Below are 15,066 nucleotides of genomic sequence, written 5' to 3'. Positions count from 1 at the left end.
ATGAAAGCTGCCCTGCAAGACGAACCCGGCGAAGACCTCGCCCAAGCCTTCGAAGACGGCTGGCTGCCGATTCGCGAAGTGGCGCGCCAAACCGGCGTCAATGCCGTGACCCTGCGCGCCTGGGAACGCCGCTATGGCCTGATCGTGCCGCAGCGCACACCCAAGGGCCATCGGCTGTTCAGCGCCGAGCATGTACAACGCATCCACACCATCCTCACCTGGCTCAATCGCGGCGTGCCGGTCAGCCAGGTCAAAGGCCTGATCGACTCGGCCCAGGCCTTGCCGGATACGGTCGAGAACGAATGGCATGCCTTGCGCCAAACCCTGGTCAACGCCATCAGCGAGCTGAATGAACGCCGCGTCGACGACGCCTTCAACCAGGCCATGGCGCTATACCCACCGCGCACCCTGTGCGAGCAACTGCTGCTGCCGCTGCTGCAAGAATTGGAACTCAAATGGCAGGGGCAATTTGGCGCGCAGATGGAGCGGGTGTTTTTCCTGTCGTGGCTGCGCAGCAAGTTTGGCGCGCGCATTTATCACAACAACCGCCAGCTGCAGGGCCCGCCGCTGCTGCTGGTCAACCAGTCCGACCTGCCCCTGGAACCGCACCTGTGGCTCAGCGCCTGGCTGGCCAGCAGCGCCGATTGCCCGGTGGAAGTCTTCGACTGGCCGCTGCCCGCCGGCGAGCTGGCCCTGGCGGTGGAACACCTGCAACCGCGCGCCGTGCTGCTGTATTCGAGCAAGGCTCTCCACCTGTCGGCACTCGCAAAACTTTTGGTTAACGTCGATTGCCCAACGTTAATCGTCGGACCAACGGTATGCATCCATCAGGCGGAGCTGGCCGTATTAACCCGTGACACCCCGCAATTGTGCGTGGCCGAAGACCCTTTGTCGGCCCATCAGATACTGATCCAGCGTGGACTTCTTTAAATGCACTTGATCTGGCTGCGCACCGACCTGCGCCTACACGACAACACCGCCCTGACCGCCGCCTGCCAGCGCGGCCCAGTGGCTGCCGTGTACCTCATCACCCCAGAACAATGGCTGGCCCACGATGATGCACCGTGCAAAGTGGATTTCTGGCTGCGCAACCTGCAGCACCTGAGCCGGGCCCTGGGCGAATTGAATATTCCCTTGCTGATTCGCCACGCGGCAACCTGGGACCAGGCGCCCGCCGTGCTCGGTGAGCTGTGCCGCGAACTGTCGGTGGAGTCGGTGCACGTCAACGAAGAATATGGCGTGCATGAAAGCCGCCGCGATGCAGCAGTGGCAAAGGCGCTGGAAGCCGACGGCGTGACCTTCCACAGCTACCTCGACCAACTGTTTTTCCAACCCGGCAGTGTGCTGACCAAAACCGGGACCTATTTCCAGGTGTTCAGCCAGTTCCGCAAGGTCTGCTACAGCCGCTTGCACAGCGCTCTGCCACGTTTGGTCGCGACGCCAAACGCCCAGGCACCGCTTGAGTTGAAAAGCGACCCGATCCCCGATCAGGTTAAGGGTTTCGAGCCGCCGAGCGACACCTTGCGCGCCCTCTGGCCCGCCGGTGAAGACGAAGCCCGGCGCCGCCTCGACGCCTTCGCCGATCAGCAGATCAGCTATTACAAGGACGAGCGCGACTTCCCGGCCAAGCCCAGCACCAGCCAGCTGTCTGCCTACCTCGCCGCCGGCGTGGTTTCGCCGCGTCAATGCCTGCACACGGCGCTGCAAACCAACAGGGGCGAATTCGAAAGTGGCGACATCGGCGCCATCACCTGGATCAACGAATTGCTCTGGCGTGAGTTCTACAAACACATTCTGGTCGGCTACCCACGGGTCTCGCGGCATCGCGCGTTCCGCCCCGAGACCGAAGCGCTGGCATGGCGTAACGCGCCCAAGGACCTCGCCGCCTGGCAGCAAGCGCGCACCGGCCTGCCGATAATCGACGCGGCCATGCGCCAACTGCTCGAAACCGGCTGGATGCACAACCGCCTGCGCATGGTGGTGGCGATGTTCCTGACCAAGAACCTGCTGATCGACTGGCGCGAAGGCGAGCGCTTCTTCATGCGCCACCTGATCGACGGCGACCTGGCGGCCAACAACGGCGGCTGGCAGTGGAGTTCGTCGACCGGCACCGACTCGGCGCCGTATTTCCGGATTTTCAGCCCGTTGAGCCAGTCGGAAAAATTCGACGGCGAAGGCGTGTTCATCAAGCACTGGCTGCCGGAACTGGCCGCGCTGAATAAAAAGGAAGTGCACAACCCCGACGCCGTCGGCGGCCTGTTCGGCGTGGCCGATTACCCACGCTCGATTGTCGACCTCAAGCAGTCCCGCGCGCGCGCCCTGGCGGCCTTCCGCGACCTGCCTTCACGCCAGGGGGTCGCCGAACATGAGTGACTTCCTGCGCCGGTTCGCCCAAGCCTTTGCCACGCTGGACAAGCACAACCTGCACCTGCTCGACAGCCTGTACAGCAAAGACATCGCCTTTACCGACCCGCTGCATGAGGTTCACGGCCTGCCCGCGCTGCAGCGTTACTTCGCCGAGCTGTACAGCAACGTGAGCCAGCTACGCTTCGATTTTCACGGCTTCGACCCAGTGGCCGAAGGCGAAGGCTACCTGCGCTGGAAAATGAGTTTTTGCCACCCGCGCCTCAACGACGGGCAGGTGATCCGAGTGGAAGGCTGCTCGCACCTGATGTGGCGCGACAACAAGGTGTACCGCCATCGCGATTATTTCGATGCCGGCGCCATGCTTTATGAACACCTGCCGGTACTCGGCCGGGTCATAAGCTGGCTGAAAAGGAGAATGGGATGAACCCTACACCGCCCCGCCGATATTGGCTGACCGGCGCCAGCAGTGGCATCGGCGCGTCACTGGCCGTGGAGTTGCTCAACAGCGGCGCCCACGTGGCCCTCAGCTCGCGCAGCAAAGGCCCGCTGCAAGCCCTCGCCCAGCGCTTTCCGGGGCAAGTGCTGGTGGTGCCCGGCGACCTGACCAACAGCCAGACCGTGCGTGAGATCGGCGAGCAGATCGCCGCCGCCTGGGGCTCGGTCGACACGGTGATTCTCAACGCCGGCACCTGTGAATACGTCGACGCACGGCAATTTGATTCTTCCATCGTCGAGCACGTGGTGCGCACCAACCTGCTGGCGAGCAGCTATTGCATCGAAGCCGCGCTGCCGCTGTTGCGCGCCGGCAACACGCCGCACCTGGTGGGCGTCGCCAGCGCCGTGACCTATCTACCGATGCCCCGCGCCGAAGCGTATGGCGCGTCCAAGGCCGGGCTGCGCTACCTGTTTGAAGCGCTGCGCATCAGCCTGTCGCCGGAAAACATCGACGTCACGGTGATCAGCCCGGGCTTTGTCGACACGCCGCTGACCGAACGCAATGATTTCCCGATGCCCCTGAGTTGGTCGGCGGATAAAGCTGCGCGGCATATCTTCGCCAAGCTGGACAAACGCCCGCTGGAAATCGCCTTCCCTGCGATGTTCATCGCTACCTTGTGGCCGCTGTCCAAGCTGCCCAACCGTGCGCAATTGATCATCGGCAAACGCATGCTGCGCAGCCCGCCACCGCAGAAGGACGACCTGTGAAGATCGCCATTATCGGCAGCGGCATCGCCGGCCTGACCAGCGCCTACCTGCTCAGCCGTAGCCACGACATCACGCTGTTCGAGGCCGGCGACCGTATAGGCGGGCATACCCACACGGTCGACGTGACGGTTGAGGGTAAAAGCTACGCCGTGGACACCGGTTTCATCGTGTTCAACGACTGGACCTACCCGAACTTCATCCGCCTGCTGGGGCAGATCGGGGTCACGTTCAAACCCACCGAAATGAGCTTTTCGGTGTGCGACCAGAGCCAAGGGTTCGAGTACAACGGCAATAACCTCAACAGCCTGTTTGCCCAACGGCGCAATATTCTGTCGCCGGGGTTTTGGGGCATGTTGCGCGACATCCTGCGCTTCAACCGCCAGGCGCCGCTGGACCTGCAAGAGCAACGCATCAGCGCCGAGATGACCCTCGGCGACTACCTCGAAGCCGGCGGTTATGGCCCACGCTTTATCCGCCATTACATCGTGCCGATGGGCGCGGCGATCTGGTCGATGTCCCTGGCGGACATGCTCGGTTTCCCGTTGCAGTTCTTTGTGCGCTTCTTCAAGAACCACGGTTTGCTGTCGGTGAACAACCGCCCGCAATGGTGCGTGATCGAGGGCGGCTCCAGCCGCTATATCGAACCGCTGACCCGCAGCTTTCGCGAACAGATCCGCCTCAACTGCCCGGTGCACGGGGTTGAACGCGACGCCGAGGGCGTGGTTATCCATAGCACCGCCGGCACCGAAGCCTTCGACAAGGTGGTGTTCGCCTGCCACAGCGACCAGGCACTGGCGCTGCTCGCCGACCCGAGCCCGGCCGAACAGGAGATTCTCGGCGCCCTGCCCTACGCCGACAACGACGTGGTACTGCACACCGACACCCGCCTGCTGCCGGACCGCAAACTGGCGTGGGCCAGCTGGAATTATCGGCTCACCGACAGCGCGCAGAACCAGGCCGCCGTCACCTACGACATGAACATCCTGCAAGGCATCGACAGCGCCACCACCTTTTGCGTCAGCCTCAACCAGACGGCGATGATCAACCCGCTGAAGGTGCTCGCGCGCTACACCTACGCCCATCCGCAATACAGCCTGGCGGCGGTGGCGGCGCAAAATCGCTGGGAAGAATTGCATGGCGCGCGCCACACCTACTATTGCGGCGCCTACTGGGCCAACGGCTTTCACGAAGACGGCGTGGTCAGCGCCTTGCGCGTGGCCCAGGCGTTCGGGGAAAGCCTGTGAACAGCGCCCTGTACAGCGGCTGGATTGCCCATCGGCGCTTCGCGCCCAAGGCCCACGCCTTTCGCTACCGCATCGGCCTGCTGTACCTGGATTTAAGCGAGCAAGACCAAGTGCTCGGGCTCTCGCCCCTGGCCGGCGCGAGCCGCCTGGCGCCCTTCGGTTTTCGCCAGCAGGATTACCTGCGTGAATTGACGCGCCACGGCATGAGCCTCACCGATGCCGTGCGCCAGGAAGTCGGCAAGGCCCTGGGGCGTAGCCCCGAGGGCGTTATCTGCCTGCTGACCCAGGCCCGCAGTTGGGGCCTGGCTTTTAACCCGGTGAGTTTCTTCTACTGTTTCGAGGCCGACGGGCAACTGGCCGCGATCCTGTGTGAAGTGACCAACACCCCATGGCGCGAACGCTACCACTACGTGCTGCCGGCCCAGGCCCTTGGCGCAGACGAGCACCAGCATTTCGCCGTGGCCAAGGCGTTTCATGTGTCGCCGTTTTTGCCCCGCGACCTGGAATACCGCATGAGCTTCAGTCCGCCCGCCGCGCGCCTCGGCGTGCACATGGCCGACTGGCAGGGCGAACACAAAGTCTTCGACGCCACCCTCAGCCTGCAAAAAGAAGCCCTCGACCGCGCCAGCCTGCACCGCTACCTGTGGCGCTTTCCGTGGATGACCGCCAAGACCTGCCTCGCGATTTACTGGCAGGCCCTGCGCCTATTGCTCAAACGCACACCGATTTTTTCCCACCGGGCCGCCGATGGCGTCTCCCGTACTGCAGTCGGGTATACCAAGGATCGCCGCCATGAAATCCCCTAACTTATCGGTCAAGGCCAACCGCCTGAACGTCAACGGCGTGACCACGGCGCTGCTGCGCAAGGGCGTGCTGCGTCAACTCAGCCAACTGCGCCACGGCCAGTTGGTGGTGATTGAGGACGGCGAACGCCAAGTGTTCGGCGCACGGGAAGCGCACCTGCTGGGGGAGATCCAGATCCTCGACTCGGCGGTGTGGGGCCTGGTGGCCGCCAACGGCTCCATCGGCGCCGGCGAGGCGTTTATCCACGGCTACTGGAGCACCCCGGACTTAACCGCCGTGGTGCGCGTGATGGTCAGCAACCTCGACGTGCTGGACGCGATGGAAGGTGGCCTGGCACGCCTGGCGCGGCCGTTTACCCAGGGCCTGCACTGGCTCAACCGCAACACGCGCAAGGGCTCGCAGAAAAACATTGCCGCCCATTACGACCTGGGCAACGACCTGTTCGAAGAATTCCTCGACCCGACCATGATGTATTCGGCCGCGCAATTTCTGACCCCCGACGACAGCCTGGAACAGGCGCAGTTGAACAAGCTGGAACGCATCTGCCAGAAACTCGCGCTCAAGCCGACCGACCACCTGCTCGAAATCGGCACCGGCTGGGGCAGCATGGCGCTGTATGCAGCGCAGAATTATGGCTGCAAGGTCACCACCACGACCCTGTCCAAAGAGCAGTTTGCCTACACTGAAAAACGCATCGAGGCCCTGGGGCTGCAGAATCAGGTGACCCTGCTGCTGCAAGATTACCGCGACCTCACCGGCGAGTACGACAAGCTGGTGTCCATCGAGATGATCGAAGCCGTGGGCCATCGCTTCCTGCCGACCTATTTCAAGCAATGCGCGCAGTTGCTCAAGCGCGACGGCCTGATGCTGCTGCAAGCCATCACCATCCGTGAGCAGCGTTTCGAGCAGGCCAAAAACAGCGTCGACTTTATCCAACGCTACATCTTCCCCGGCGGCGCCCTGCCCTGTGTGCAGAACATGCTGCAGATCGTCAGCCGCGACACCGACATGAACCTGTTGCACATGGAGGATTTCGGCCTGCACTACGCGCGAACCCTGCGCCTGTGGCATGAGAATTTTCGCCGCGCCCATGGCCGCCTGACGGAATTGGGCTACGACGAATACTTCCTGCGTCTGTGGGAGTTTTACCTGTGCTACTGCGAGGGCGGCTTTATGGAGCGCACCATCGGCACCGCGCAATTGCTTCTGGCCAAGCCGTCGGCCATCAACCCGCCGCTGCTTGGGCGCTTCAGTGCTTAAGAACCTCGCCAATGCCGCGCTGTTCCAGTGCGGCTGGTTTGCCTGCGTGCTCGGCGGTAACAGCCGCTGGCTGCTGGTGGGCTTGGCGGTGCTGGCGATTCATCTGCTGTGGATAAGTGCGTGGAGCAAGGAGGGCCAGGTGATCCTGGCCGTGACGCTGTTGGGGACAGTCATCGACACCTCACTGCGCACCTTCGGCGTGTTCCACTTCAGCATGCCGGGGCCGTTGATCCCGATTTGGTTGATCCTGTTGTGGGCGCTGCTGGCCACGACCTTGCGCCATTGCCTGGCCTGGAGCGCGCAGCCCTGGTGGCGCGCCAGTGTGTTGGGCGCGCTGGGTGGGCCGCTGTCGTATTACGCGGGCAGCCAGTTGGCGGGGGTCAGCTTTGGCTATGGCACCGTGCCCAGCATGATCGGCCTGGCCGTGCTCTGGGCCCTGGTGTTCCCGCTGCTGCATTGGGTCGCCGACCAACTGGGGCACTGACGCCCGTCGAGCATTCATACGCTTATCACTTGCTTGCCTTACACTGCGCGCCTATGACCAACATCCCCCACACCCAGATCACCGAACCCGCCGTCACCTGCTCGACGTGCGCGGCCTGCTGCTGCCAACTGGAAGTGATGCTGATCACCGACACCGGCGTGCCGGAACGCTACATCGACACCGACGATTGGGGCGGCGAAGTCATGCTGCGCCTGGACGACGGCTGGTGCGCGGCGCTGGACCGCGACACGATGATGTGCACGATCTACGAGCGGCGCCCGCTGATCTGCCGGGAATTCGAGATGGGTGCACCGGAGTGCATTGACGAGCGCCAGGGGATTGCCACGGCGTATCGCTGATTCTGAACCCTGTGAAATTCAAATGTGGGAGGGGCGGTGCGACGATTCGACTTGCCCCCTCCCACAAGGGATTTGCTTACAGCGGCAAGGTGTAGTGCACCGCGTAACTCTCTACCCCGTCGTTATTGCTGCTGATGCCGGCATTGGAGTAGTGCGTCGCGCGAATCCCCACTTCATGCCCGCCGTTGAAGCGCAGGCCGAAGCCCAGGCGGTCTTCGAACTGGAAGGCCTGGCCGATGTTGTTGTCTTCAACCTTGGTGCGCGAGAACACCGCCACGCCGATGCCCGCCTCGATGTAAGGCTTGACCGACTCGCCGGCAAACTCATACACAAACACCGGCGAGAACGACAGGCTGCTGACGCTGGCGCGCTTGTCGCCATCCCAGTAGGTGTAGGCGCCGCTCCAGTAACCGGTCAATCGACCGGTATCGCTTTGCCACCAGCTTTTGTCCCAATCCGACGTGAGCCCCAGCCGATAGGTCAGCGTCGAATCGCTGGTGCTCCCCACACCCATTTCCAGGCCGGCGGCCTGGGCCGAAAAAGAGTGTCCCACCACAACGGCCGCAATCGCGGCCAAACAGAACAAGCGCTTCATAAGAAACATCCTTTCCGAACGAAGTTAGTTGGTTTTTTTGTACAGGCACATCTCGCTATAGAAGCTGACGCAGAGTCAGAAGTTCAGCGAATTTTCACGAATTTTTCACGAGCCGAAGCTTCGCACAACTCCGTGATGTTTCCATAGTGTCGGTAGGATATTTCTGAGGTGATACACATCACCGCTGGTCCAGAACTGCGCAGGTTCAGGATCGCCGCTGGCGAGCAGATCGCGCTCACCCAGCAAACGCTTGAGTTGGCGGGCCACGGCGGCACCGGTATCGATCAGGATAATGCTGGGGGGCAGCATCTGCGCCAGGAGCGGCTTGAGGAAGGGATAGTGGGTGCAACCGAGAATAATGGTGTCGCAACCGGCACTGAGCAGCGGTTCGACATAGCCCTGCAACAACCGGCGCAGGGCGGGGCTGTTCAGGTCGCCGGTTTCAATCAGCTCGACCAGGCCCGGGCATGGCTGGGTCACCACCCGTACGTCAGTGGCGAAGCGATCCAGCAATGCCGCGAATTTGGCGCTTTGCAGGGTGCCGGTGGTGGCGAGCACACCCACCACGCCACTGCGGGTCGCGGCTGCAGCGGGCTTGACGGCAGGTTCCATGCCCACCAAGGGCCAGTCGGGATAGTCCTGGCGCAAGTCCGCAACCGCCGCAACGGTGGCGGTGTTGCAGGCAATCACAAACGCCTTGGCGCCCTGTTCGTGAAAGAACGCAGCAACCCGTCGCGAACGCTCAAGAATGAACGCCGGGGTTTTCTCGCCGTAGGGGATATGCCCGCAGTCGGCCACATACAGCAGCGATTCGTGAGGCAGCAGCTGCTGGATTTCATCCAGCACCGACAAGCCGCCGACGCCGGAATCGAACACACCGATTGGCGCGTCCTTAACCATGGTGCGTCCCGCAGACGCTGCAACCCGGGTCGCGTTTGACGCGCAACTCGCGAAACTTCGTAGTCAACGCATCGATCAACAGCAAGCGGCCTACCAGCGGTTCGCCGAAGCCGGCCAGCAGCTTCAGGGCTTCCAGCGCTTGCAGGCTACCGACCAGCCCCACCAGCGGACCGACCACGCCGGCTTCGCTGCAGGTGAGTTCGGTGTCGCTGCCGTGCCCATATAAACAGTGGTAGCACGGGCTTTCGGCGCGGCGCGGGTCGAATACCGACAATTGCCCTTCAAGCCGGATCGCCGCGCCACTCACCAATGGCTTGGCGGCCGCGACGCAGGCGGCGTTGACCGCTTCACGGGTGGAGAAGTTGTCGCTGCAATCAAGCACCACGTCTACCGCCGCCACGGCCGCCGCCAGGGAATCGGCATCAAGCGCGCTACGATGGGCAATCAAAGTGATTTCGGGGTTGATGGCAGTCAGCCGACGCAATGCCGAGTCAACTTTGGTCTGGCCGACGCTGTCGGTGTCATGGATGATCTGGCGTTGCAGGTTGGTCAGGTCGACGGTGTCGAAGTCCGCCACATGCAACTCGCCGACACCGGCGGCCGCCAGGTACAACGCCACCGGCGCGCCCAGGCCGCCGAGGCCGACAATCAAAGCGCGGCTGTTTTTCAGGCGCAACTGGCCGTCGATGTCGACCTGCTGCAACAGAATCTGTCGGCTATAGCGCAACAGCTCCTGATCGGTCAGCACGGGCGGCGTCCCAGGGTGATGCGCTCGTGGCCGCCGAGGTCGAGGCGGCTGTGCACCTCCTCAAAACCCTGGTTCAGCAACAGATCGCGTACGGCCGAAGCCTGGTCGTAACCGTGTTCAAGCAACAGCCAGCCACCGGCGTTCAAGTGGGCCGGCGCCTCCTGGATGATCAGCCGCAGGTCGTCCAGGCCGTCATGGCCCGCCACCAAAGCGCTGGCGGGCTCGAAACGCACATCACCGGCCACCAGGTGCGGGTCGTTGTCGGCGATGTACGGCGGGTTGCTGATGATCAGATCAAAGGTCTGCCCTTGCAACGCGCTGAACCAATGGCTGTTCAGCACCGAAGCATTATTAAGGTGCAGGCGCTGGCGATTGCGCTCGGCCAGGGCCACGGCTTCCAGCACGCGGTCGACGGCGGTGACCTGCCAGGCCGGGCGCTCGCTCGCCAGGGCCAGGGCGATGGCACCGCTGCCGGTGCCCAGGTCGAGGACCTTGGCGGGCGTGGCCGGCAACAATTCCAGGGCCGCCTCCACCAGCAGCTCGGTTTCCGGACGCGGGATCAGCGTGTGTGGCGCGACCTCCAGGTCCAGCTTCCAGAAGCCTTGCTGGCCGAGGATGTACGCCACCGGCTCACCGGCCCGGCGGCGTTGCAGGTAGTCGGCAAAGGTCAGCGCAGCTTCGCTGCTGACGATTTTCTCCGGCCAGGTGTGCAGGTAGCTGCGCGACTTGCCCAATGCAGCGGCCAGCAACAGTTCCACATCCAGGCGCGCGGTGGGCGAGTCGGGCACGTCGGCGGCGCGCAGCAGGCTGGCGATGATGGTCATTTATTCACCTATCGCCGCAAGCTGATCGGCCTGGTATTCGGCGAGCAACGGCTCGATCACCGCATCCACGCCGCCGGCGAGGATCTCGTCGAGGGAATACAGGGTGAGGTTGACCCGGTGGTCGGTGACCCGGCCCTGGGCAAAGTTGTAGGTACGGATGCGCTCGGAACGGTCGCCCGAGCCCACCAGCAACTTGCGCTCGCTGGCAATCGCGTTGGCGGCGGCGCTGGTTTGCTGGTCGTTCAACTTGGCCGACAGCCAAGACATGGCCCGCGCGCGGTTCTTGTGCTGGGAACGCTCTTCCTGGCACTCGACCACGATGCCCGACGGCAAGTGAGTGATGCGGATTGCCGAATCGGTTTTGTTCACGTGCTGGCCACCGGCGCCCGACGAGCGGTAGGTATCGACCCGCAAGTCAGCCGGGTTGATCTCGATGGCTTCCTGCTCGTCCGGCTCGGGCAACACCGCCACGGTGCACGCCGAGGTGTGGATACGGCCTTGGGATTCGGTCGCCGGCACCCGCTGCACACGGTGCGCGCCGGACTCGAACTTGAGCTTGCCGTAGACGTTGTCGCCTTCGACCCGCGCGATGACTTCTTTATAACCGCCGTGCTCACCGATGTTCTCGGACAGGATCTCCACACGCCAGCCACGACGCTCGGCGTAACGCGAATACATGCGGAACAGGTCGCCGGAAAAAATCGCCGCCTCGTCGCCACCGGTACCGGCGCGGATTTCGAGGAACACGTTGCGCCCGTCGTTGGGGTCCTTGGGCAGCAGCATGCGTTGCAGGTCGCCTTCGAGCTGGACCAGTTTGTCCTTGGCTTCGCGCACTTCTTCCACGGCCATTTCGCGCATGTCCGGGTCGCTGTCCTTGAGCAGCGCCTGGGCGCCTTCGAGGTCGGCCTGGGTTTTCAGCCAGTGGCTGTAGGTAGTCACAATCGGCTCAACTTCCGCGTATTCCTTGGAATAGGTGCGGAACTTGGTCTGATCGGAGATGACTTCGCCATCGCCCAGCAAGGCGGTCAGTTCTTCGAAACGGTCCTGGAGCACGTCCAGTTTATTGAGCAGTGACGCTTTCATTGCGGTTTTTTATCCGAAGAGCTATCTGACGCGCCCTCACCGAGGGCAAAGAGTTCCTGGGCCATGGCCAGCGCATCGAGGCGGCCTTCGGCAGTCAATTTTTTAAGCTGTACGCTGGGGGCGTGAAGTAGCTTGTTGGTCAGGCCGCGGGCCAGTTGCATCAGTACGTCCTCGGCGCTGCTGCCGTTGGCGAGCAAGCGCTGGGCCTTGAGCAGCTCTTCGTCGCGCAGGCGTTCGCCTTGCTGACGATACGCCTTGAGCACGTCCACCGCCGCCAATTCACGCAGGCGCACCATGAAATCTTCGGCGCCGGTGCTGACCATCTCCTCGGCCGCCTGGGCTGCACCCTGGCGGCTCTTGAGGTTTTCGGCGACCACTTCATGCAGGTCGTCGACGCTGTAGAGATAAACGTCGTCCAACTCGCCGACTTCTGGCTCGATATCCCGGGGAACGGCGATATCCACCATGAAAATCGGCTTGTGCTTGCGCAGCTTCAGCGCGCTTTCTACCGCGCCTTTGCCAAGAATCGGCAACTGGCTGGCGGTGGAGCTGATGACGATATCACTGCGCACCAATTCGGCCGGGATGTCCGACAGCAACACCGCGTGGGCGCCGAACTGCTCGGCCAGGATGCTCGCGCGCTCCAGGGTGCGGTTGGCGACCACGATGCGCTTCACGCCCAGGTCATGCAGGTGGCGGGCGACCAGGGTGATGGTTTCGCCGGCGCCGATCAGCAGGGCCTGGCTGCGCTGCAAGTCGCTGAAAATCTGTTTGGCCAGGCTGACGGCGGCAAACGCCACGGACACCGGGTTTTCGCCGATGGCGGTGTCGGTGCGCACCTGCTTGGCAGAATTGAAGGTGGCCTGGAACAGCCGGCCGAGCAGCGGGCCGACGGTGCCGGCCTCGCGCGCTACGGCGTAGGCGGATTTCATCTGGCCCAAAATCTGCGGCTCGCCCAACACCAGCGAATCGAGCCCGGCCGCCACGCGCATCATGTGACGAACTGCCGCATCCTCTTCGTGCACATAAGCACTGGCGCGCAGGTCCTCGAGGCTCAAATGGTGGTAATCGGCCAGCCAGCGCAGTACCACATCCGCTGAAAGATGTTCCTGCTCTATATACAGCTCGCTGCGATTGCAGGTCGAAAGGATTGCAGCTTCGCGGCTGTCGGTGAGCCGGCAGAGCTGCTGCAAGGCCTCAACCAACTGCTCTGGCGTAAACGCCACGCGCTCGCGCACGTCTACGGTTGCAGTCTTGTGGTTAATACCGAGTGCGAGGAAGGCCATTCAATATCGCTGATGATGTCGGGAAGCCGGCAATTGTCCTACTTCGAAAGATTCAGAACAACCACCGTCGTCTATTGTCCTAATGCCTTGTGTCTATAAAGGCATCAACTGAGACTCGGTTATGTTTGGCCGAGGGCTTGTGTCATGATGATCCGACCGCAGGTTAGTCGTCCTCTTCCTATATGAATAGATCTTCCGCGTTGCTCCTTGCTTTTGTCTTCCTCAGCGGCTGCCAGGCCATGGCACCCGTGTCGCCGGACAGTACCCCGCCGGTGGAAGACAGCACCCCCGCCCCTGAAAAGCCCAAGGTTTATTCCTCGTTCAGTGAAGAAACGGTGTTCAGCCTGCTGAGCGCGGAGCTGGCCGGCCAACGCAATCGTTTCGACATTGCGCTGGATAACTACGTGACCCAGGCCATCAACACGCAGGATCCGGGCATTTCCGAGCGCGCGTTTCGCATCGCCGAGTACCTGGGCGCCGATCAGGCAGCCCTGGACACCTCGCTGATCTGGGCGAAAAACGCCCCGGATGACCTGGAAGCACAGCGCGCCGCCGCCATCCAGCTGGCACGCGCCGGGCGCTATGACGACTCCATGGTCTATATGGAGAAAGTCCTGCAGGGCAAGGGCGACACCCATTTCGACTTCCTCGCGCTGTCGGCCGCCGACACCGACCAGGACACGCGCAATGGCCTGATGAAGAGTTTCGACCGCCTGCTGCAAAAACACCCAAAGAACAGCCAGCTGATTTTCGGCAAGGCCTTGCTGCTGCAACAGGATGACGAAGCCGAGGCTGCGCTGAAGCTGCTGGAGCAGAACCCGCCGGAAGACGGCGAAATCGCGCCGATCCTGCTGCGTGCACGCCTGCTGCAGAACCTCAATCGCGGCAAGGAAGCGATTCCGCTGCTGGAAAAAAGCATCAAGAAGTATCCGGAAGACAAGCGCCTGCGCCTGACTTACGCGCGCACGCTGGTGGAGCAGGACCGCATGGAGGACGCCAAAGTGCAGTTCGCCGCCTTGGTCCAGCAATACCCGGACGACGACGAGCTGCGCTACTCCCTGGCGCTGGTGTGCCTGGAAGCCAAGGCCTGGGACGAGGCCAAGGGCTACCTGGAAGAGCTGATCCAGCGCGAAAGCCATGTGGATTCGGCGCACCTGAACCTCGGCCGCATTGCCGAGGAGCGCAACGACCCGCAAGCCGCCCTGCTCGAATACGCCCAGGTCGGCCCCGGCAACGACTACCTGCCCGCTCAGTTGCGCCAAGCCGATATCCTGATGAGCAACGGCCGCACCGACGAAGCGGAAAAACGCCTGGGCGCCGCTCGCGATGCCGAACCGGATTACGCGATCCAGCTGTACCTGATCCAGGCCGAGACCCTGTCGGCCAACAATCAGGGCGAGCGCGCCTGGAAGGTATTGCAGCAAGCCTTGCTGCAATACCCCGACGACCTGAATTTGCTCTACACCCGCGCCATGCAGGCGGAAAAACGCAATGACCTGACGCAGATGGAAAAAGACCTGCGCCTGATCATCAAGCGCGACCCGGACAACGCCATGGCGCTCAATGCCCTCGGCTACACCTTGTCCGACCGCACCACGCGCTACGCCGAAGCCAAGGTGCTGATCGAGCAAGCCCACAAGCTCAACCCGGAAGACCCGGCCGTCCTCGACAGCCTCGGCTGGGTGAATTACCGCCTGGGCAACCTGGACGAAGCCGAGCGTTTGCTGCGCCAGGCGCTGGAGCGCTTCCCCGACCAGGAAGTCGCCGCCCACCTGGGCGAAGTGCTGTGGGCCAATGGCAAGCAGCGCGAAGCCCGGCAAGTCTGGGAAAAATTCCTCAAGGAACAACCCGAAAGCCCCATCCTGCGCGGCACCATCAAGCGCCTGACCGGATCCGAGACCCTTTAAGC

At 62.8% G+C, this 15,066-nt stretch carries 16 protein-coding genes; 10 read left to right on the top strand and 6 right to left on the bottom strand.

Annotation, left to right across the window (positions count from 1 at the left end; genetic code table 11):
* From AC0IYH_RS14410 to AC0IYH_RS14370, 9 genes are read left to right on the top strand one after another with little or no spacing between them, the layout of a single operon-like run.
* Complete coding sequence (locus AC0IYH_RS14410) at positions 1-930, top strand: MerR family transcriptional regulator (protein ID WP_116629199.1); 930 nt, start codon at positions 1-3, stop codon at positions 928-930.
* A complete protein-coding gene (gene phrB, locus AC0IYH_RS14405) occupies positions 931-2,373 on the top strand; it encodes a deoxyribodipyrimidine photo-lyase (RefSeq protein ID WP_471834863.1) in 1,443 nt (480 codons plus the stop codon).
* Complete coding sequence (locus AC0IYH_RS14400; RefSeq protein ID WP_471834861.1) at positions 2,366-2,791, top strand: nuclear transport factor 2 family protein; 426 nt, start codon at positions 2,366-2,368, stop codon at positions 2,789-2,791. The genes phrB and AC0IYH_RS14400 overlap by 8 nt, the downstream gene beginning before the upstream one ends.
* Complete coding sequence (locus AC0IYH_RS14395) at positions 2,788-3,570, top strand: SDR family NAD(P)-dependent oxidoreductase (RefSeq protein ID WP_116629202.1); 783 nt, start codon at positions 2,788-2,790, stop codon at positions 3,568-3,570. Before AC0IYH_RS14400 ends, AC0IYH_RS14395 begins: the two co-directional genes overlap by 4 nt.
* A complete protein-coding gene (locus tag AC0IYH_RS14390) occupies positions 3,567-4,814 on the top strand; it encodes an NAD(P)/FAD-dependent oxidoreductase (RefSeq protein ID WP_471834859.1) in 1,248 nt (415 codons plus the stop codon). Before AC0IYH_RS14395 ends, AC0IYH_RS14390 begins: the two co-directional genes overlap by 4 nt.
* On the top strand, positions 4,811-5,620 hold the full coding sequence (locus AC0IYH_RS14385; protein ID WP_471834857.1) for a DUF1365 domain-containing protein: 810 nt from the start codon (positions 4,811-4,813) through the stop codon (positions 5,618-5,620). Before AC0IYH_RS14390 ends, AC0IYH_RS14385 begins: the two co-directional genes overlap by 4 nt.
* Entirely contained in the window at positions 5,607-6,878 is a 1,272-nt protein-coding gene (locus AC0IYH_RS14380) for an SAM-dependent methyltransferase (RefSeq protein WP_116629205.1), read from the top strand. The genes AC0IYH_RS14385 and AC0IYH_RS14380 overlap by 14 nt, the downstream gene beginning before the upstream one ends.
* The gene (locus AC0IYH_RS14375) at positions 6,871-7,362 is read left to right on the top strand and encodes a DUF2878 domain-containing protein (protein ID WP_471834856.1); all 492 of its coding nucleotides are present in this window, start codon (positions 6,871-6,873) and stop codon (positions 7,360-7,362) included. The genes AC0IYH_RS14380 and AC0IYH_RS14375 overlap by 8 nt, the downstream gene beginning before the upstream one ends.
* Positions 7,363-7,415: 53 nt before the next feature.
* Complete coding sequence (locus tag AC0IYH_RS14370; RefSeq protein WP_101266332.1) at positions 7,416-7,721, top strand: YkgJ family cysteine cluster protein; 306 nt, start codon at positions 7,416-7,418, stop codon at positions 7,719-7,721.
* Positions 7,722-7,797: 76 nt separating this feature from the next.
* Here the strand turns inward: AC0IYH_RS14370 and AC0IYH_RS14365 are convergent, their stop codons facing one another.
* The 6 genes from AC0IYH_RS14365 to hemA all read right to left on the bottom strand — a co-directional run bounded on the left by AC0IYH_RS14365 (position 7,798) and on the right by hemA (position 13,157).
* Positions 7,798-8,316 carry an acyloxyacyl hydrolase gene (locus tag AC0IYH_RS14365; RefSeq protein ID WP_116629207.1) on the bottom strand — a complete coding sequence of 173 codons (519 nt, stop codon included), beginning with the start codon at positions 8,314-8,316 and terminating at the stop codon, positions 7,798-7,800.
* 105 nt (positions 8,317-8,421) lie between these two features.
* Positions 8,422-9,216: a glutamate racemase gene (gene murI / locus AC0IYH_RS14360; protein ID WP_471834855.1), complete on the bottom strand. Its 795-nt coding sequence runs from the start codon at positions 9,214-9,216 to the stop codon at positions 8,422-8,424.
* A complete protein-coding gene (locus AC0IYH_RS14355; RefSeq protein ID WP_122773639.1) occupies positions 9,209-9,964 on the bottom strand; it encodes a molybdopterin-synthase adenylyltransferase MoeB in 756 nt (251 codons plus the stop codon). The genes murI and AC0IYH_RS14355 overlap by 8 nt, the downstream gene beginning before the upstream one ends.
* Positions 9,958-10,788 carry a peptide chain release factor N(5)-glutamine methyltransferase gene (gene prmC / locus AC0IYH_RS14350; RefSeq protein WP_471834853.1) on the bottom strand — a complete coding sequence of 277 codons (831 nt, stop codon included), beginning with the start codon at positions 10,786-10,788 and terminating at the stop codon, positions 9,958-9,960. The genes AC0IYH_RS14355 and prmC overlap by 7 nt, the downstream gene beginning before the upstream one ends.
* Complete coding sequence (gene prfA / locus AC0IYH_RS14345; protein ID WP_116629211.1) at positions 10,789-11,871, bottom strand: peptide chain release factor 1; 1,083 nt, start codon at positions 11,869-11,871, stop codon at positions 10,789-10,791.
* Positions 11,868-13,157 carry a glutamyl-tRNA reductase gene (gene hemA / locus AC0IYH_RS14340; protein ID WP_116629212.1) on the bottom strand — a complete coding sequence of 430 codons (1,290 nt, stop codon included), beginning with the start codon at positions 13,155-13,157 and terminating at the stop codon, positions 11,868-11,870. The genes prfA and hemA overlap by 4 nt, the downstream gene beginning before the upstream one ends.
* A gap of 182 nt (positions 13,158-13,339) precedes the next feature.
* Here hemA and AC0IYH_RS14335 point away from each other — a divergent pair, with 182 nt between their 5' ends.
* Entirely contained in the window at positions 13,340-15,064 is a 1,725-nt protein-coding gene (locus tag AC0IYH_RS14335; RefSeq protein WP_116629213.1) for a tetratricopeptide repeat protein, read from the top strand.
* Positions 15,065-15,066: the final 2 nt, after the last annotated feature.

The organism is Pseudomonas sp. AC463 (genome assembly GCF_979253585.1).
The sequence above is the reverse complement of the archived record's forward strand: the minus strand, read 5'-3'. Positions and strand labels throughout refer to the sequence as shown.